Source organism: Alphaproteobacteria bacterium, assembly GCA_020638555.1.
In the GTDB taxonomy this organism is placed as follows: domain Bacteria; phylum Pseudomonadota; class Alphaproteobacteria; order Bin95; family Bin95; genus JACKII01.
Window position 1 is genome coordinate 1 of record JACKII010000004.1, and the last position, 19,336, is coordinate 19,336.

Here is a 19,336-nt window from a genome sequence, read left to right on the forward strand (position 1 = left end):
ACGAACGGCGGATTCAGAAACTGGAACGAGAGAAGCTCATGGCATCCGAACAACTGACCAAGGTCGGCCAGCCGCAACGCAGCTTCGAGCAACTGTTCGAACCAGCGATGACTTTCCTATCAAGCCCTTGGAAAATATGGGATTCTGGCCGGCTCGACCTACGGCGAACAGTGGTCCGTTTGGCCTTTACGGAACGATTGGCCTACTGCCGAAATGAAGGACTTCGAACCCCACAAATCGCCATGCCTTTCAAGGCCTTAGAGGCACTTCAGAGCGGGGAAATTAAGATGGCGCGCCCGGCAGGATTCGAACCTGCGACCTCTCGCTCCGGAGGCGAGCGCTCTATCCACTGAGCTACGGGCGCGCGGTGCCAAGGGCCATGCGTTTAGCAGGCCCTGAGCGCTATTGCAACGCTGCACATGCCTCCTGAATCAATCGGCCGCCGGTGTGCAGATCGGCCTCGGGCGCGACGAAGCTGGCGCGGAAATACGGCGACAGGCCATAGGCCTCGCCCAGCACCACGGCGACGCCGACGCTGTCCAGCAGATAGTTGGTAAAATCGCCGTCGGTCTCGATCAATTTGCCGTTCGGCGCACGCTTGCCGATGGCGCCGGCGCAGGAGCAGAAAATGTACATCGCCCCCTCCGGCCGGTCGCAGGAAAGGCCCGCGGCACCGTTCAGATAATCCAGCAGGATGTCGCGCCGGCGTTGCAGGTTGGCGGTGCGCTCATGGACGAAGGCCTGCGGGCCGTTCAGTGCCGCCACCGCCGCCGCCTGGCCGATGGCGGAGACGCCGGCGGTGCTCTGCGACTGCATTTTCGACATGGCGGCGATCATCTCCTTCGGCCCGCCGGCATAGCCGACGCGCCAGCCGGTCATGGAATAGGCCTTGGAGACGCCGTTGCAGGTGATGGTGCGCTCGTACATCTCGGGCGCGGCCTGGGCGATGGTGGCGAACGCGCGGCCATCGAACAGCAGGTGCTCGTAGACGTCGTCGGTCAGCACCCAGACCTGCGGATGCTTGGCCAGCACAGCCGCGAATGCCCGCAGGTCGTCGGCGGTGTAGGTGGCGCCGCTGGGATTGTTGGGCGAGGACAGGATCAGCCACTTGGTGGCGGGCGTGATCGCCTCTTCCAACTGTTCCGGCCGCATCTTGAACGCCTGATTCTGGCCGCAGGCGACAGCGACGGGCGTGCCGCCGGCGATCTTCACGATGTCGGGATAGCTGGTCCAGTAGGGCGCCGGAATCACCACCTCGTCGCCCGGGCCGACGCTCGCCATCAGGCAGTTGAACAGGATCTGCTTGGTGCCCGCGCCCACGGTGATCTGGTCCATGCCATAGGCGAGCCCGTTCTCGCGCGCGAACTTGGCGGAAACCGCCTCGCGCATGGCGATGGTGCCGTTGATCGGCGTGTATTTGGTGTTGTTCATCTCCATCGCGTCGAGAATCGCCTGCTTGACGTGGCGCGGCGTCGGGAAATCCGGCTCGCCCGCCGTCAGCTTGACGATCTTGCGGCCCTGGGCTTCCAGGTCGCGGGCGCGCGCGGTCGCGATCTGACTGGGAGACGGTTGAAAACGGCTCATGCGCGGAGCAAGCGACATCGAAGACATGGGCGGATCGGTTTCTCGAAATGGACTAGGGAGAGGGCGCCTGCTACACAAAAGGCTCGCCAAGCGTCACGCTATTTAGACCAGAAGACTGGCGGGCCGCCAGCCCCTTCCGGCCCGAAGACCTCAAATGCGACAAGGCCCCGCCGATGCCGATCCACGTCTCCCATCTGGACCATTTCGTCCTGACCGTCGCCGACATCGAGCGGAGCTGCGATTTCTATGAGCGGGTGCTGGGCATGCGGCGCTCGCTGTTCGGTGAGGGACGGACGGCGCTGCATTTCGGTAACCAGAAAATCAACCTGCATCCGGCCGACAACTTGCCGGACCCGAATGTGCGCCACGCGACGCCGGGGTCGGCCGATCTCTGCTTCGTCACCACCACGCCCATGGATGCGGTGGTCAGGCACCTGGAGGACGAAGGCGTGGCGATTATCACCGGCCCGGCGGAGCGCGCGGGCGCGCGGGCCGATCTGGTCAGCGTCTATTTCCACGACCCGGACGAAAACCTGGTTGAGGTGGCGAACGAGCAGGCGCGGGCGCGCTGAACCGCCTCCCGGCATCAAACGCCCGGCTCAAAGCGGCCAGATCCACAGGATCATCAGCAGGCCCACCGTCAGCACCAGCACCGACAGCGGCAAGCCCAGGCGCCAGTAGTCGGCGAACTTGTAGCCGCCCGGTCCCATCACCAGGGCGTTGTTCTGGTGGCCGATGGGCGTCAGGAAGGCACAGGACGCGCTGATGGCGACGCCCATCAGGAACGAATCCGGGTTCGCCTCCAGCGCGCGGGCCAGGTCCACCGCCAGCGGCGCCATCACGACCGCGGTCGCGGCGTTGTTCAGCACATTGGTCAGCGCGCAGGTCGCGCCCATCAACAGCGCCAGCACGAACCAGGGCGCCTGACCGTCGGTCAGCCGCAGCAACAGGTCGGCGATCATGGTGGCTGCCCCGGAGGTCTGCAACGCCTCGCCAAGCGGGATCAGCGCGCTCAACAACACGATCACCGGCCAGTCGATCGCCTCATAGGCCTGGCGCATGTGCAGGACGCGCAGCACCAGCAGCATCGTGGCGCCGGCCGCCAGCGACACGGCGACCGAGAACAGGCCGCTCGCCGCCAGGGCGATGCCGCCGAGGAAACAGCCGAGGGCGGCCAGGCTCTGTTCCTTGCTGCGCGGCGGCGGCTTCAGACCGCGCTCGGCCAGCGGCAGGCAGCCGAGCGAGCCGACCACGTCGTGCAGGCGGTCCGCCTCGCCCTGCAACAGCAGCACGTCGCCGGCCTCGAAGCGGAAGGCGCGCAGGCGGCCGCGATACGGCCGGCCCTGGCGCGACACCGCCAGCAGGTTGACGCCGTATTGCCGTTGCAGCCGGGCGGAGAGCGCCGTGCGGCTTTCCAGCTTCGAACCCGGCGTGACAATGGCCTCGACCAGGCCGACATCCTCCGATTGCAGGAGCGGCGTCATCGGCGCGCCGGGGTCGACCGGCTCCAGCCGCAGCTTGCGGACAAAGGGTTGCAGGTCGCGGGGCAAGGCCTCGATCATCAGGATGTCGCCGGCCTCCAACCGCTCCAGACGCGGCACCGCCGGCACCCGTCGGCCGCTGCGAATCAGGCCGATGATCTTGACGTCGAGATCGGCAATCAGCGGGTCGAGCTGGGCGATGGTCTTGTCGATCGCGAGGCTGCTCTCCGCCACCCGGACTTCCGCCAGATAGTCCTCCATCTCAAAGGCATCGCGGCCCGCGGCATGGGCGCGGCCGCGGTTGGGGACCAGCCGCCAGCCGATCAGGGCGATGAACAGCGTGCCCGCGGCGGCCACGGTCAGGCCCACCGGCAGGAAGGCGAACATGCCGAACGGTTCGCCGCCGGCATCGCCGCGCACGGCCGCGACGATCAGGTTGGGCGGCGTGCCGATCAGCGTGATCATGCCGCCCAGAATGGTGGTGAAGGCCAGCGGCATCATGATCCGGCCGGGCGGCAGGCTGCTGCCGGACGCCACCGGCAACAGCAGCGCCAGCGCGCCGACATTGTTCATGACGCTGGAAAAGGCCGCCCCGATAAAGCCCAGCGCCGCGATCTGCCCGGCCCCTTCCCGGCGGGGCAGCAGGCGACGGGCGATCAGGTCGGTCGCGCCGGAGACGGAGAGGCCGCGGCTCAGCACCAGCACCGCCGCGACCGTGACCACCGCCGGGTGGCTGAAACCGACAAAGGCGCGGTCGTCCGGCACGAGGCCCAGCACCACACCCGCCCCCAGCCCCAGCAGCGCCAGCACGTCGAAGCGCCAGCGGCCCGAGACGAAGGCTGCCAGCAGCACGGTTAGCAAGACCAGAATGGCGACAGGTGCGAACATGGGCTTCCTCGCAAACACGGGCAGCACGGTCTACACTGTTAATCCTGCCATCAAACCGCAATCGAGCCCCATGCGCCATCCGTCCAAACGACCAACCGCCGCCGGCCCCGTCGCGCCACCTGCCGCGGCCGTGCAGGCGATGCGGGCGGCGGTCGCCGCGCACCGGGCCGGACGGCTGCCGGAAGCCATCCAGGCCTATCGCGCGGCCGCGCGCGCGGCGCCCCAACTGGTGGAGGCGCATTACAATCTGGGCATTGCGCTGAAAGCCGCCGGCCAGTCGGGAGCGGCGGAAAAGGCGCTGCGTGAAGCCGTGCGTCTGCGGCCGGATTACGGCCGGGCGCACGCGGCGCTGGCCGATCTCTATGAGCGCGGCGGCGATGCCGCCAAGGCCTTGCGCCAATGGCTGGCGGCCCACCGCGCGCTGCCGGACGATGCCGGCGTGCTGGGTGGGCTGGTGCGCGGGCTGGGGAGCATGCGGTTCGCCGCCGCCGACCCGTCGCTGGGCGCCACCCTGGAGCGCCTGCTGCGCCGCGACGATGTGGAAGGCCAGCGGCTGGTCGGCGCCGGGCTCAGCCTGCTGGCGCTCGACCCGGCCGTGCGCGCGGCACTGGCGACCGGCGAGCCGGGCCGCCTGCCCGGCTCCGCTCCGCCGCTGCTGCTGGCGCTGCTGGAGCGAACCATTGTCGCCGAGCGGCAGTGGGAGCGGGTGCTGACGCGGCTGCGTGCCGCCCTGCTTGCGGACTTCCGGTCCCTGGACGATCCGCGCGCCCCCCTGGTGCGAGCGCTGGCGGCACAGATGCTGGCGACCGATTATGCCTATGCGGTGAGCGAGGCGGAGGCCGCGACGGTGGCGGGCCTGTCGACCGATGGCGCGGACCTCAGTGCCGACCTGGTGCGCCGGGCGCTGTATGTGCCGCTGGGATCGGACGCGGTCGGAACGGAGGCTCCGCCGGACTGGACGGCGTTCGTCGAGCGCCACATCCGGCGACCCGCGGCCGAGCGGACCGCCGCGGCCGCAATACCGTCGCTGACCGATGTGGAGGATGCGGTTTCGCAGGCGGTGCAGGCGCAGTACACCGCCCTGCCCTACCCGCGCTGGCTCGCGACCCGCGCGACCGAGCCCCGCCCGCGCCTGGCCGTGTTGCGGGCGATCCTGCCGGAAGCGGCCCGCCCGGCCGGCTTGCGCGATCCGAAGCCGCTGCGGGTGCTGGTGGCCGGTTGCGGCACCGGCAAGCATGCGGTGGATGTCGCGACGCGGTTTGCCGACGCCGACGTGCTGGCCATCGACCTTTCGCGCCCGTCGCTCGGCTATGCCCGGGCGCAGGCGGAGCGGCTCGGCATCGCCAATGTGCGCTTCGCCCAGGCGGATATCCTGCGACTGGGCGAGATTCGCGAACGGTTCGACCATATCGAGGCCATGGGTGTGCTGCACCATCTGGGCGAGCCGCTGGCCGGCTGGCGGGTGCTGGCGGAATTGCTGACCGCCGGCGGCACCATGCGGGTCGGCCTTTATGCCCGGCGCGGGCGGGCGGCGATCCAGACGGCGCAACGGCTCGCTGCCGACTTCGGCACCGATGCGGACGGGCTGCGGGCGTTGCGCCAGGCCATTCTGGCCTTGCCGCCGGATCATCCGGCCGCGGCGGTTGCGGAAGAACTGGACTTTTACACCCTGAACGGCGTGCGCGACGCGCTGGCCCATGCGCAGGAACACGACTTCACGCCGCGGGAGTTGCAGGCCCTGCTCGCGGACCTGAAGTTCGCCTTTCTGGGCTTCGAGACCGTGTCGCAGGAGCCGCAAAGGCTCTACCGCACCGCCTTCCCGGACGATCCGACCCTGGCCGACCTCGCCAACTGGGACGCGTTGGAACAACAACACCCCAGCCTGTTCCACCACATGTACCAGTTCTGGTGTCGCAAGCCCTGAAGCCCCCGGGCGCGCGAGCGTTCCGTCAACCGGGCGCCGGCAGCGTCAACCGGGCGCCGGCAGCGTCAACCGGGCGCCGGTAGCGTCAACGGGGCCTGGATGCCGGGCGGGGCAATATCCAACACCCCGAGTGTGTCGAGGCCCGCCAGCACCGAGTCGACGGCGATGGTGGCCAGTACGATCCCCATCACCCGGCTGATGACACTCGCGCCGGTATTGCCGATGAGCCTGTGAACGACGCTCGCGGCCAGCAACAACACCAGGGTCAGGAGCAGAACAAGCAGCAGCAGGCCGGCCGTAACGGCCTGGTCGGCGATCGATTCCGTGTGATTGTCGGTCAGGATCACGATCGCCAGCATGGCGCCGGGCGAGGCGATGGACGGCATGGCCAGCGGAAACACTGCGCCCGCCAGATGATCCCGCCCCGCCTCCTCGATCTCGCGGGCCGGCTTGGAGTCCCCGAAAATCATCGTCATCGCAAAGAGGAACAGGATCAACCCGCCGGCAATCTGGAACGAACCGAGGCGAAGCCCCACGGTCTCCAACAGAAATTGCCCACCCGCGAGGAAGGCGAGCAACACGAGCGCGGCAATGGCAACGGCGCGCAGCGCGAAGCGGCGGTGCAATCGGCGCGGCACGTGCTGGACGGCAAACAGATAGACCGGGATCGAACCCACCGGATCGATCACGACAATGAGGGTTACGAACTCCTTGGTCAGGGCGGTCCAATCCATGGGGCGCAGGCCTTCTTGCCGGTGCATCGGCATCGGTCACGGGAAATGAGGGCGACACCATCGACCCGGAGCAGGACTTCCGACCTGCGGACGGTGCCAGCAAATCATACGGCAACGCGCCAACAGTGCCAGCCGTCGGATGGGATTGGACGAACCCGCTTCTGCCTCGAAAATTGGAGAGAGGGCGAATGGAGCGGGAGAAGGGATTCGAACCCTCGGCCCTCACGTTGGCAACGTGATGCTCTACCCCTGAGCTACTCCCGCATTCGCGTCTGACGCACAAAGCCCATGTCCAGGGACACGATGAACCGCCACGGCTGAAGAAAGGATGGAGCGGGAGAAGGGATTCGAACCCTCGGCCCTCACGTTGGCAACGTGATGCTCTACCCCTGAGCTACTCCCGCATCCTTTGCGCCGCGGCCGGCGTCAGAGCGGCGGATAATATGGATTGCGCCGCGCTTGGCAAGGGTGATCTTGCCAGGCACCCGGCTTTTTTTGCTGCAAGGGTGCGGCATGATGAACAGACGATCCCCTCGTGCGTTCGCCGCAGGGGATAACCCACGCATAGCCTTGGTCCCAAACCGGCCCTATGGTCGAAAACACGACGACACTGACGGAGCGAACGCCCATGAAACCGCTCGAATTCGGATGGTTCCTGCCAACCAGCGGCGATACCCAGGCCTATGGAGTCGAAGAGGAAACCGTCCCGACCAGCCCGGAACACCTGCTGAAAGTGGTCGCGGCGGTCGAGGCCGCGCGGTTCGACTACATGCTGATCCCCGTCGCCCGCTATTGCTGGGAGGCCTATATCTCCGGCGCCTTCGCCGCGGCGAACAGTTCGCGGGTCGCGCCCCTGATCGCCGCCCGGCCGGGCTATATGAACCCGGTGCTGCTGGCCAAGATGATCGCCACCTTCGACCAGTTCTCCGGCGGCCGCATCTGTGTGAACCTGATTGCGGGCCAGGCCGACCAGGAAATCCGTTCGGAAGGCATCAGCCTCGCCAAGGAAGATCGCTATGCGATCATGGAGGAAGAAGTTTCGATCCTGAAGGCGCTCTGGACTTCGGACGAGCCGCTACATTTCAAGGGCCGCTTCCACGACCTGCAAGGGGCGCTCTGCATTCCGAAGCCGCTACAGAAGCCCTATCCGAAATTCTATCTGGGCGGTGGCTCCGAGGAAGCCTGGAACCTGTCGGCCAAGCATTCGGACGTGCACCTGTTCTGGGGCGACCTGCCGGAGCGGATCGAAGCCAACATCGCCGATATCCGCCAGCGCGCCGCTGCCTATGGCCGCGAGGACGCCATCGGCTTCGGCATGCGCCTGCAAATCATCTGCCGCGAGACCGAGGACGAGGCCCTGGCCGCCGCGGACAAGCTGATCCACGCCATCTCCGAGGACGCGCGGGAGGAGTTGAAGCGCTACACCGCGACCTCCAAGGCCAACCACCGGGTGCAGGAACTGGTATCGGAAAAGGGCTTGTGGATCGCCCCGCATCTCTGGAGCGGCCTGACCCGTTTCCGCCCCGGCGCCGGCATCGGCGTTGTCGGCAATCCGGAGCAGGTGGCCGGGACGCTGCAACAGTTCATCGACGCTGGCTGCCACTCCTTCTGCCTGTCCGGCTATCTCCACAATGAGGAAGCGGAGCGCTTCGGCAAATGGGTGCGCCCGCTGCTGGAAGCGCAAAACCCCGGCCGCTTCATCGCGCATCACCCCGACCTGCGAGAGCCGGCAAAACAGCCGGTGCGGAAAAAGGCGCACATCTACTAGAGCGGATTCTTTTCCCGCAGGCCCACCACCCCAGCTTCCCTGTCCCCGCAGAGGCGGGGACCCATGCCTGAGAGACCAATACAGAGTCTGCCTCCTGTGAGGAGTTCTCAGGCATGGGCTCCCGCTTGCGCGGGAGATGGGCCAGGAGAATGGCTCAACCAGTATCGAAACGGCTCTAGCACGGTGCGGTTCCTGAAACGGTGCGGGGGCGCTTGCGCCCCCTGCCCTGCCTCACGCCAGCGCCGGCCTCGGTGCGCGTGGCTCCCGCGTGCGCCAGAGGATGGACAGGACAATCGCCATATTCATCACGTTCCAGGCGATGCCGTTTACGAAGGCCAGCTGGTAGGAGCCGGTGAGGTCGTAGATCTCGCCGCTCATCCAGCCACCCAGCGCCATGCCGAAAATCGTGGCCGCGACGATGATGCCGATGCGTGAGCCCGCCTCCCGCGCCGGCATGTATTCCCGCACGACGATGGCATAGCTGGGCACGATCCCACCCTGGCTGAGGCCGAACAGGGCCGAAATCGCATAGAGCGACATGAGCCCGTCGAACGGCAGGAAGAAAAACAGCGCCGCGCATTGCAGCACCGAGCCCATCAGCAGGGTTCGAATGCCGCCGATATAGTCGGCCAGGAAGCCGCTGAACAGGCGGCTCGCCACGCCGCCCGCGGACATCAGCGCCACCATCTCCGCCCCTACCGTCGCCCCGTAACCGAGATCGACGCAGTAGGAGACGATGTGCACCTGCGGCATCGACATGGCGACGCAACAGCCAATGCCGGCCAGCGCCAACAGCCATTGCAAGGCCCGCGGCGAGAACGGTGTCTGCCGCAATGGCTCCGGCGGGGCCGGACGGCCGTCCGCCCCCAGGGCCGGCGGCAGCTTGCGGCGCAACAGCAGCGCCAGCGGGATCATGGTGGCGACGCAGAGAATGGCGATATACTCATAGGCCGTGCGCCAGCCGTCGGTGGCGACAATGCCCTGGATGAGCGTCGGCCAGACCACACCCGCCAGATAATTGCCGGACGCGGCAAAGGCGACGGCCAGTCCGCGGCGCTTGCGGAACCAGTGCGAGAGGTCGGCGATCAACGGGCCGAACCCTGCGCCGGTGCCGACGCCGATCAGGGCGCCTTGCAGCACGGTGAGTTGCCAGATCGCCTCCACCTGGGCCGCCAGGCCGAAGCCGGCGCCCAATCCCAACGCCGCAATGATCACCGGCCACGTGATCCCCAGGCGGTCGGCGAACCGGCCGATGATGATATTGCCGAGGCCGAAGCCGACCATGGTCGCGGCATAGGGCAGCGAGGCTCCGGCCCGGTCGACGCCGAAATCCGCCTGGGCGGCCGGCAGCACGACCACGGCCACCCACATGCCGATGCTGCCGATGGTGCCGAGCAGCACGGTAACGGCCAGGCGAAACCAAGCATAAGGCCCGTCGATGGGCGAGGTGGCGGTGGACATGGGCGTTTTTTCTTTTGAATCCGAAACGGCGGAACCCTTTACCAGAGGTTGAGGCTAAGCGCAGCAGACTTTCCGCAAAACTAGAGCGGGTTCTTTTCCCACTGGCTCACCACCCCATCTTCCCTGTCCTCGCGGAAGCGGGGACCCATGCCTGAGAGACCAGTACAGAGCCCGTGTCCTGTGAGAAGCTCTCAGGCATGGGCTCCCGCTTGCGCGGGAGATGGGGCGGGAGAGTGGGGCAACCGGTGCCAAAAGCGCCCTAGTCCTCTCCCCCGCCCCCGAACCAGGCCTCGACATCGAAGGCCACGTGGTCGCCGAAATGGATGACCCGCGTGGTGTCGCCGAGCGTATCGGGCGAAAGCGTGACCGCGGGGCCGTCCGGCTCCCAGACATCGGCCTGGGTCGCGACCCAGCTTCGGGCCGGTTGCAACGTGCTCTGCCGCTGCACCACGTTCCAGATATAGTAGTGGTGCGGAATGACGACCTTTGGCTGCAACCGGTCGATGACGCGTTCGGCGGCATCCCAACCCATGACATGCCGGGACTCGTCGATGGGCATCAGCAGCACGTCGATACGGCCGAGCGCCTGCCAGACCGATTCCGGCGGGTCCGGCCGGTTGTCGCCCCAGTGCAGGATGCGCAGGCCGCCTGTCTCTACCAGCACCAGGCAATGATCCCACGAGCGCGGATTGTTCGGCGGGCGCACGTCGATGCCGTGCAGGTCCAGCATCAGCTTGCCGGCATCGTAGGGCGCCTGGCTGAAATCGATGGCGTGTTTGTCGGCAATGCCGGTGACGCGCACATCGCCGAACCGAAACTCGCCGATGGGTCGGTCGAGCAGCGTGCTGGCATCCAGGCGATGCAGCGCGTCATGATCGAAATGGGCGTGAGTGGAGACGCCGATATCGACCGCGGTCAGCGGGAAGTCGTGAAAATACCAGTCCCATTGGCGCGCCGGATGATTGCGCCAGGGATCGAGCATCAGTGTCAGGCCGGAGGGCGCCGTGACGCGAAACGCCGACGAGCCGAAAAAGGCGAGTTCCACATTTCCCGCCTCCTCCGGCGGCGGCAGGTCCCGCGCCTGAAACGCCAGCATCCGGTTGTGGTTGGTGCGGCGCTTCCAGGCGCTGAGACCGGAGTCGGTGTCGGCCACCGGTCTCCCCTATTCCGCCGCGATGGTCAGCGGCGGGGCGGTGGAGGCGGGGTGGCCGGCGGTAAGGTCCTGCAGGCGCGGGAACACCTCCTTGGCGAACAGGCGGATGTTGTCGCAGGTGTCTGCGTGGTTCAGCGTGCCGCCCTGGCCGAAGAACAGCAGATTGCCGAAGCCGCCGCACCAGTCGTAGAAGCTCTTGATCTGGTCGAACACCTCGTCCGGCGTCCCGGCGAAGACGGTGTCGGCGGCCATGAAGTCGTCGACCGTTGCGGTCAGGTGATCGACCGGCTTGCCGTCGCGGGTGCGCACGAACGCCATTTTGTCCGGGTGCTTCATCGCAAACACGTTGGCGCCGATGGTGTTGTAGCCGGGCGGGTTGCGGAAGGGCTCGTAGACCACCGGCGAGGTGCGGACATAGCCCGCGATCTCGTCCGCCCGGCGCCGGCCTTCCGCGCTGGTATTGCCGACGCCGATGACGGCGGCATAGGCCAGCCGATCCGGCCCGGCCTCCCAGCCGAGGTCGCGGGCGCGGTCGCGATAGGCCTGGAACATGGGCTTGGCGACGGCGCCGGAGAGCAGCGTCGCCACCACATGCCCCCGCTCCGCCGCGGCCCGGCCGGTGCTTTCGGAGAGGCCGGTCATCCAGACCGGCGGCGTCGGCTGCTGCAACGGCCGCGGCCAGATGTTGACGTGGCGGTACTGATAATACTCGCCCTCCCAGTTGAACGGGCCGTCGGTGGTGGCCAGCGCCTTCAGGATCAGGTCGTGCGCCTCCCAATAGCGGTCCATCAGCCGGGCCGGCTGCGAGTTGGCGGGCGCGATCTCGTAGGGCGCGCCCTTGACCAACCCCATTTCCAGCCGGCCGCCGGAGAGCACGTCGAGCCAGGCCATTTCCTCGGCAACGCGCACCGGGTCGGGCCGGTTGGCGATGGGGGAGCCCAGCGAGAGCAAGCGACAGCGCTGGGTCTCGCGCGCGATTACCGCCAGGGCCATGGGCGCGGAGACGGTGAGGCAGGTGGCGGTCGAGTGGTGCTCGTTCACCATGATGTCGATGCCGACCTCGTCGCAGAGCCGGAACTCGTCCAGATAGCGGTTCAGCATGCGGTGGCCGGTTTCGGGATCGAAATTCCTGTTGGCGAAGTTGACCCGCATGGAGCCGTGCGCCATCGCCTTGTCCCAGGCGGGGTCATAGGCCATTTCGGAGAAGTAGAAGACGCGCATCGGACAGGGCTCCTTTCGCGTGGATATTCCGTGTTTTCGGCAGGGCTCAGGGCTTGGCGAAGGCGGCGATGCGGGCCGCGAACGCCTCCGGCTGTTCCCATTGCGGGTAGTGGCCGGCGTCGGCAATCGCCTCCAGCCGAGGGTTCGGCAGCCGGTCGGCCCAGTTCTGCAGGTAAGCCTGGCCGACAACGCCGTCCCGCTCGCCGCGCAGCAACAGGGTCGGCGTGGCGATGCGGTGCAGCCAGTTCTTCAGGCGCGGGTTGTGCATGTAGGGCTTCCAGCCGAACAGGGCCAACGCCTCCCTGCCCTGGGCGATCTGCGCCAGTTCGGCCTCCGGCTTGGCGGTGAGGTCGACGGCGCCGCGGGCCGGATCGGCCCAGGCGGCGGCCATGGCCTTGGCATGGTCCATGGCGTGCGTGTCGGCGATCTCGCGCGTCGTGCGGCCGCCGAACTTGCAGCCGAAGGGGGAGGCCAGCACCGCGGCGCCGAAGCGGGAGGCGTCGCGCACCAGCACCTCCGCCGCCACCCAGCCGCCGAAGGAATTGCCGACGATCACCGCGTCCCGCATCTCAAAGGCCGCGGCCAGATCGAGATAGAGATAGGCGAGATCGTCGACGCCCGACATCCAGGCCGGCAGGGCGGAGCCGCCCCAGCCCGGATGGTTCGGTGCGATGACGCGATAATGCCGGGCCAGCGCGTCCAGCCAGGGCCTCTGGGGCTCAAGCCCTTCGCCACTGTGCAGGAACAGCAGCGGGCGCCCGCTGCCGCGCTCGACGACCCGCAGGTCGACACCGGCGATCGTGACGGATTCAGACATGAAGCTTCCAGACCGTTGCGCTGTTCGCGAGGGATATGAGACGAAAGCCTAATCACAAAACGCCGCAGGGCAAGACGGAAAGCGGAACCGCACGGCGGCGGTCTCAGGCCTCGCGATAGTCCGAAGCGACGATCTGCCGGCGGAAGGTGGCGTGCGAGGGATCGAAACTTTCCCATTCCAGCGCCTGCACCGCAAACTGGGCGCAGGTGGCCGGCGCGAACTGGTGCTGACCGATGTCCCGGGTTTGCCCGGACTGCTGGGCCAGCCACGCCGCGAGCGCGCCGATGGTCGGATTGTGGCCCACAACCATCAGGTGCCGCGTCGTTTCCGCCCCGTTTTCCCGGATCAAGGCCAGCACCGCATCCGGGTCGGCGTGATAAAGCGCATCCAGGACCACGACCGGCCGGGATTCGCCGGCCCCGTTCAGGATCCTATGCGCCGTATCGACGGTGCGCACGGCGTCGGAACACAGGATCTGGTCCGGCACCTGCTCCTCCCGGGCCAGAAACTTGCCCAGGGCAGCGGCATCGAGGCGACCGGTTTCGGTCAGAACCCGATGCCGGTCCGAACTGCCGGCCGCGGTGGCGGCCGCTTCGGCGTGTCGTACCAAACTCAGACGCATCATGACCGAACCCTCCGAGACGATTTTTGCAGCCGCAGAGTTCCAGTGTCATACGAAGCTGCTTATCTTAGGGCTTCTAGCGTGGCCGAAGCGATTGGCTACTGCAATATGGAAGATCGGAGCGGAGACGAAGCGATGAACGATGTCGGCCAAGCCCCGGACGAACCGCCGATCAACCGCGCCATCGAATGGAATGACCGGTCGCGTTTCATCAACCGGGAACTGTCCTGGCTGGCGTTCAACGAGCGGGTGCTGGAGGAATCCTCGAACCCGCGTCATCCGCTGCTGGAGCGACTGCGCTTCCTTTCGATCTCGGCCAGCAATTTCGACGAATTCACCATGGTCCGCATCGCCGGCCTGAAAGGTCAGGTCGCGGCCGGCGTCGCGGTGGCCAGCGTCGACGGCATGTCGCCGAGGGAGCAACTGGCGGCCATCGGGGTCAAGGTCCGAGATCTGGCGGACAAGCAGCAGACCCTGTGGCGTTCGCTGCGGGAGGAATTGTCGGCGGAGGGAATCAGCCTGTTGTCGCCGGGGGATCTGGCCGCCCACGAACGGGAATGGCTGCGCTCCTATTTCCTCGACCAGATTTTTCCGATGCTGACGCCGATGGCGATCGACCCGGCGCACCCGTTTCCCTTCATCCCCAATTTCGGTTTCGGCCTGATCCTGGAACTGACGCGTGAAAGCGACATGCGCTCGATCACGGCGCTGGTGCCGATTCCGCAGCAACTGGACCGCTTCATCCTGCTGCCGGGATCGGACGAGCGCTATGTCACCATCGAAGCGGTGGTGTTGCTGTGCATGGGCGTGCTGTTTCCGCAATTCCGCGTCGATGCCCAGGGGACATTCCGCGTGATCCGCGACAGCGAAATGGAGATCGACGAGGAGGCGGAGGATCTGGTCCGCCAGTTCGAATCGGCACTGCGCGAGCGCCGCCGCGGCCATGTGGTGCAGCTAACCGTCGATGCCGCCATGCCGCCGCACCTGCGGCACTATCTGGCGCAGGAAATGCACGTCGACGAAGCCGATGTGTTCGTGCTCGACGGGCTGGTGGGCGTGGTCGACACCAAGCAGATGATCAACCCCAAGCACAAACACCTGCTGTTCTCGCCGTTCGAGCCCCGCTTTCCGGAACGCATTCGCGACTATGGCGGCGACTGTTTCGCTGCGATCCGCGCCAAGGACATTCTGGTTCACCACCCCTACGAGTCCTTCGACGTGGTGGTGCAGTTCCTGCGCCAGGCCGCGGCGGATCCGCAAGTCGTGGCGATCAAGCAAACGCTCTATCGCACCACCCAGAACTCTCCCATCGTCACCGCCCTGAAGGAGGCGGCGGAGAACGGCAAGTCGGTGACGGCGCTGGTCGAGTTGAAGGCGCGCTTCGACGAAGCCAACAACATCACGCTGGCGCGGGAGATGGAGCGGGTCGGCGTGCAGGTGGTGTTCGGCTTCATGACGTTGAAAACCCACGCCAAGCTGAGCCTGGTCGTGCGCCGGGAGGGCAACGAGTTGCGCTCCTATGCCCATTACGGCACTGGCAACTACCACCCGATCACCGCCCGGATCTATACCGACCTGTCGTATTTCACCTCCGACCCGGTGCTGTGTCGGGACATGGCCCGCCTGTTCAACTTCATCACCGGCTACGCCTCGCCGGACTCGCTGGAAAAGGTTGCGGTGTCGCCGGTGTCGCTGAACCGCAAACTGCTGCAACTGATCGGCGACGAGGCCGACCATGCGCGCGAGGGCCGGCCGGCCGCGATCTGGGCCAAGATGAATTCGCTGGTCGACCCGGATGTGATCGACGCGCTCTACCGCGCCAGCCAGGCGGGCGTGAAGATCGAACTGGTGGTGCGCGGCATTTGCTGCCTGCGACCGGGCGTTCCTGGCCTTTCCGACAATATCACGGTCAAAAGTATCGTTGGCCGGTTTCTGGAACATGCCCGCATCGCCTGCTTCGGAGCGGGGTACGGCTTGCCTAGCCCCCAGGCCAAAGTGTTTATCTCCTCGGCAGACTGGATGCAGCGCAATCTGCACCGGCGAGTCGAAACCCTGGTTCCGATGGAAAATGCCACCGTGCACCGCCAAATCCTGGACCGCATCATGATCGCCAATCTCAACGATCGGGCTCAGAGCTGGTATCTCCGGTCCGATGGCAATTATGTCCGCGCCCAGGCCGGGCCGGATGCGTTTTCGGCCCACGAGTATTTCATGACCAATCCCAGCCTTTCCGGTCGGGGGCGGGCGCTGGAGCAATCCCCGCCGTCTCCCGACCTGGTGTTGCGGGCATAGGGGGTCGTAGGGACAAGCCGGCACCGTTCTGCCGAAACGTGTGAGGTGTGATGCGTCGAGCCGCCGTAATCGATATCGGCTCCAACTCTGTCCGTCTGGTGGTCTATGGCATCAAGGGCAGTTGTTTGATCTCGCTGTTTGACGAAAAAGCCATGTGCGGCCTGGGCCGGGGACTGTCGGAGTCCGGCACCCTGCACCCGGAAGGCCGCCGCCAGGCCATGTGCGAACTGCGCCGGTTCACCCGCGTCGCCGCAGACGAGGAGCCGGAAGCGCTGTTCCTGTTTGCCACCTCCGCGGTGCGGGACGCCAGCGACGGCGAGGCATTCGTGGCGGACGTGACCGAAGACACCGGCCTTTCGGTCGAGGTGATTTCCGGCCTGGAGGAAGCGCGCCTTGCCGCCGAGGGGGTGGCGGGCGCCATTCCGGGCGCGACCGGTCTGGTCGGAGACCTGGGCGGCGGCAGCCTGGAACTGGTCCGCCTCGAAAACGGGCGGGTGCGCGAACAGGCTTCGTTGCCGATCGGCGCGCTGCGCCGCTCCGAAGCGGCCGACACCAAAGCCACCATGGACTGGATCGACCAGGCCCTTGCGACGGTGCCGTGGTTGCCGCTGTGCGGCGGGCAGCCGTTTTTTGTCGTGGGCGGCGCCTGGCGGGCGTTCGCGCGCGCCCACATGCAGCAGCAAAACTATCCGCTGGACGTCATCCATCACTATGAGATGACCGCCGACAGCGCCAAGTGGATCGCCGAACTGATGGCGAAGATGAGCAAGCCGTCGGCGGACCTGCTGGAGACAATCTCCAAACGGCGGCGGGCCATCATGCCCTATGCGGCCCAGGTGCTGGCGCGGGTGGTGACGCAGGCGGAGCCATCCACCGTCATTGCCTCGTCGCATGGGCTGCGGGAAGGGTATATTCGCGACCGGGTTTCCATCGCCGAAGGCGATCCATTGCTGGATTTTAGCCGCATTGCCGGGGCCGCGACCGCGCGAATTCCGCCGGAGGCCCAGGTGATCCGCGACTGGCTGCTGCCGGTGTTTCGTCACGACCCGCTGGCGCCGCCCCGCCTGATCGAAGCGGCCTGCTGGCTGGCGGACCTGGCCGGGCGCGAGCATCCCGACCGCCGGGCCTATCTGGGCTATTCCCGCGGCCTGAACCTGTCCTCGGTCGCCATCGACCACCGCGAGCGCGGCTTTCTCGGCACGGCGATGCGCTGCCGCTATGGCGGCGTGCCGCGGGATGGCGACCTGGAGGAAGCGCGGCAACTGACCTCGCCCGAGGCAATCGCAAGCGCTATCCGCCTGGGCGTCGTGTTGCGCATGGCGCAGGCGATCTCGCCGACCGGCAAGGGCCTTCGCGGCACCACGCTGGCACTGACGCCCGAGCATCTGCGGCTCGCCGGCCCTGCCGACCTGCTGTGCGGCGAGACGGTGCAGCGGCGGCTCGCGGCGGCGGCCGGCACCTTCGACCGCCAACCGCTGCGCGCGTTCACGTCCTGACGCCGCGTACGTCTCCGCCGCGCCCGTCTCCGCCGCGCCCCTCTCTGTCGGCCCTCACATCTTGACGAAGGTGCCCGGCGCATCGCCGAGCGCCGGCAGGCCGTTCTGTCCGGGATGGCGCGCCGGCACCTGCTCGCCGGCATAGGCCGCGACCCATTGCTGCCAATGCGGCCACCAGGAGCCCTTGTGCTCGGTCGCGGTGTCGTACCAGACGTCGCGATCCTCCGGCCAGTTGTCGTTCAGCCAGTAGCCGTACTTGTTCGCCGCCGGCGGGTTGACGATGCCGGCGATGTGGCCGGAGGCGGCCAGGATGAACTGCTTCTCGCCGGAATAGTTGCGGCAGCCCTTGTAGACCGCCTTCCAGGGCGCGATGTGGTCTTCCTTGGTGCCGATCACCGTGGTCGGCGTCTTGATCGCGCGCAGGTCCAAGGGCGTGCCGAGCAGGGTGATGGCGCCCGGCTGGGCCAGCTGGTTCTGCTGGTACATGTTGCGCAGATAGAAGCTGTGCATCGCCTTGGGCATGCGCGTCGCGTCGCTGTTCCAGTAGAGCAGGTCGAACGGGAACGGCTCCTTGCCCATCAGGTAGTTGTTGACCACGAACGACCAGATCAGGTCGTTGGCGCGCAGCATGTTGAAGGTGGTCGCCATCTGGTTGCCATCCAGATAGCCCTTTTTCTCCATCATTTCCTCGATGGACTTGATCTGCTCCTCATCGATGAACACGCCCAGTTCGCCCGGCTCGGAGAAGTCCACCAGCGAGGCGAAATAGGTGGCGCTCTTGATGCGGTCGTCGCCAATGGCGGCCATGTGGGCGAGCGTACTCGCCAGCAAGGTTCCGCCCAGGCAATAGCCGACCGAATCCACCTCGCCGATGCCGATATCGCGCTCGATGGCGTCGAGGGCCTCCATAACGCCCTCGCGCATATAGTCCTCGAACGTGGCGTTGGCCAAATCCTCGTACGGGTTCACCCAGGAGAGGACATAGACCGTGTGCCCCTGCTCCGAGGCCCAGCGCACGAACGAGTTCTTCGGTTGCAGGTCGAGGATGTAATACTTGTTGATCCAGGGCGGCACGATCATAAGCGGCCGCTTGAACTGGGTCTCGGTCATGGGCTCGAAGCAGAGCAATTCCATCAGCCGGCCGCGATGCACCACCTTGCCGGGCGTGGTGGCGACATTCTTGCCGACCTCGAACGTGTTCGGCTTGGTCTGGCTGATCTTGAGCGAGCCCTTGCCCGCCTCCAGATCCTGCAACAGGTGATTCAGGCCGCGAATCAGATTCTCGCCGCGGGTTTCGACGGTCTCCTTCAGGACCTTCGGATTGGTGGCGACGAAATTCGTCGGCGCCATCGCGTCGATGAACTGGCGGATATAGAAGTCGACTTTCTGGCGGGTGTGCTCGTCGGTGAATTCCGCATCGTCGACATTGTGCTGCAACCACCGCGCTGCCAGCAGATAGGACTGCTTGATATAGTCGAACACGAAATTGTCCGACCATTCCTTGTCGTTGAACCGACGGTCACCCTTTGCCGGCGCGGCGACCGGGTCCACCTCCTGGCCCATCATGCGGCGCGAGGTGGTCTCCCACAATTTCATGTAGGACTGCCACAACTCCGTCTGCGCCTCGACCAGCTTGTTCGGGTTGGCCAGCATCCGCTGCGTCAGTTCGATGAAGGCCCGGCCGATGCCGATCGGATCGAACTGGCTGTCGCGGTCGGGCTGCAACTGCGAGCCCTCCTTGGCGGCCCTTTCGAAGAACTCCCGGACCAGCTTTTGCGAGCGCTCGGCAATCTCGCCCAGTTCCTTGCTGATGTCCGTGGGTTGAACCGGCTGATCCGACATGGCGTTTGGTCCCTTGTGCGGTCTGGGTTGGCAGCGGTATCGGTGGTAAGCTG

The 19,336-nt window shown here is 66.4% G+C and carries 14 protein-coding genes and 3 tRNA genes; 5 read left to right on the forward strand and 12 right to left on the reverse strand.

The features are described 5' to 3' along the window. Positions 1–288: 288 nt before the first annotated feature. Together H6844_13980 and H6844_13985 are read right to left on the reverse strand one after the other, a co-directional pair. A tRNA-Arg gene (locus H6844_13980) sits at positions 289–364 on the reverse strand. Between the two features lie 38 nt (positions 365–402). Then, on the reverse strand, positions 403–1,602 hold the full coding sequence (locus tag H6844_13985) for an aminotransferase class I/II-fold pyridoxal phosphate-dependent enzyme (GenBank protein MCB9930510.1): 1,200 nt from the start codon (positions 1,600–1,602) through the stop codon (positions 403–405). A gap of 161 nt (positions 1,603–1,763) precedes the next feature. Here H6844_13985 and H6844_13990 point away from each other — a divergent pair, with 161 nt between their 5' ends. Then, a complete protein-coding gene (locus H6844_13990; GenBank protein MCB9930511.1) occupies positions 1,764–2,156 on the forward strand; it encodes a VOC family protein in 393 nt (130 codons plus the stop codon). A gap of 27 nt (positions 2,157–2,183) precedes the next feature. Here H6844_13990 and H6844_13995 read toward each other — a convergent pair whose 3' ends face one another. Then, the gene (locus H6844_13995; GenBank protein MCB9930512.1) at positions 2,184–3,953 is read right to left on the reverse strand and encodes an SLC13 family permease; all 1,770 of its coding nucleotides are present in this window, start codon (positions 3,951–3,953) and stop codon (positions 2,184–2,186) included. 70 nt (positions 3,954–4,023) lie between these two features. Between H6844_13995 and H6844_14000 the strand changes: the two genes are divergently transcribed. After that, the gene (locus H6844_14000; protein ID MCB9930513.1) at positions 4,024–5,877 is read left to right on the forward strand and encodes a methyltransferase domain-containing protein; all 1,854 of its coding nucleotides are present in this window, start codon (positions 4,024–4,026) and stop codon (positions 5,875–5,877) included. A 65-nt stretch (positions 5,878–5,942) separates the two neighbouring features. Here the strand turns inward: H6844_14000 and H6844_14005 are convergent, their stop codons facing one another. The 3 genes from H6844_14005 to H6844_14015 form a co-directional block, all read right to left on the reverse strand. Further along, positions 5,943–6,611, reverse strand: coding sequence for a MarC family protein (locus H6844_14005; GenBank protein ID MCB9930514.1), 669 nt, complete (start codon positions 6,609–6,611; stop codon positions 5,943–5,945). Positions 6,612–6,800: 189 nt separating this feature from the next. Then, a tRNA-Gly gene (locus H6844_14010) sits at positions 6,801–6,875 on the reverse strand. Positions 6,876–6,940: 65 nt separating this feature from the next. Next, positions 6,941–7,015 (reverse strand) — tRNA-Gly (locus tag H6844_14015). 224 nt (positions 7,016–7,239) lie between these two features. On the opposite strand from H6844_14015, the gene H6844_14020 reads away from it, so the two are divergent. Then, positions 7,240–8,379 (forward strand): LLM class flavin-dependent oxidoreductase, encoded by a 1,140-nt coding sequence (locus H6844_14020; GenBank protein MCB9930515.1) that lies wholly within the window; start codon positions 7,240–7,242, stop codon positions 8,377–8,379. Positions 8,380–8,610: 231 nt separating this feature from the next. On the opposite strand, the gene H6844_14025 is transcribed toward H6844_14020, so the two are convergent. From H6844_14025 to H6844_14045, 5 genes are all read right to left on the reverse strand, one after another. Beyond that, positions 8,611–9,840 carry an MFS transporter gene (locus H6844_14025; protein ID MCB9930516.1) on the reverse strand — a complete coding sequence of 410 codons (1,230 nt, stop codon included), beginning with the start codon at positions 9,838–9,840 and terminating at the stop codon, positions 8,611–8,613. A gap of 259 nt (positions 9,841–10,099) precedes the next feature. Next, a complete protein-coding gene (locus tag H6844_14030) occupies positions 10,100–10,936 on the reverse strand; it encodes an MBL fold metallo-hydrolase (protein MCB9930517.1) in 837 nt (278 codons plus the stop codon). 66 nt (positions 10,937–11,002) lie between these two features. Continuing rightward, positions 11,003–12,214 carry an LLM class flavin-dependent oxidoreductase gene (locus tag H6844_14035; protein MCB9930518.1) on the reverse strand — a complete coding sequence of 404 codons (1,212 nt, stop codon included), beginning with the start codon at positions 12,212–12,214 and terminating at the stop codon, positions 11,003–11,005. Between the two features lie 46 nt (positions 12,215–12,260). After that, positions 12,261–13,031 carry an alpha/beta hydrolase gene (locus H6844_14040; GenBank protein ID MCB9930519.1) on the reverse strand — a complete coding sequence of 257 codons (771 nt, stop codon included), beginning with the start codon at positions 13,029–13,031 and terminating at the stop codon, positions 12,261–12,263. A 103-nt stretch (positions 13,032–13,134) separates the two neighbouring features. Further along, positions 13,135–13,656 carry a histidine phosphatase family protein gene (locus H6844_14045; GenBank protein MCB9930520.1) on the reverse strand — a complete coding sequence of 174 codons (522 nt, stop codon included), beginning with the start codon at positions 13,654–13,656 and terminating at the stop codon, positions 13,135–13,137. Between the two features lie 132 nt (positions 13,657–13,788). Here H6844_14045 and H6844_14050 point away from each other — a divergent pair, with 132 nt between their 5' ends. Further along, positions 13,789–15,945: an RNA degradosome polyphosphate kinase gene (locus tag H6844_14050; GenBank protein MCB9930521.1), complete on the forward strand. Its 2,157-nt coding sequence runs from the start codon at positions 13,789–13,791 to the stop codon at positions 15,943–15,945. A gap of 50 nt (positions 15,946–15,995) precedes the next feature. Next, complete coding sequence (locus H6844_14055; protein ID MCB9930522.1) at positions 15,996–17,441, forward strand: Ppx/GppA family phosphatase; 1,446 nt, start codon at positions 15,996–15,998, stop codon at positions 17,439–17,441. Between the two features lie 54 nt (positions 17,442–17,495). Here the strand turns inward: H6844_14055 and phaC are convergent, their stop codons facing one another. Next, positions 17,496–19,283 carry a class I poly(R)-hydroxyalkanoic acid synthase gene (gene phaC, locus H6844_14060; protein ID MCB9930523.1) on the reverse strand — a complete coding sequence of 596 codons (1,788 nt, stop codon included), beginning with the start codon at positions 19,281–19,283 and terminating at the stop codon, positions 17,496–17,498. Positions 19,284–19,336 lie beyond the last annotated feature (53 nt).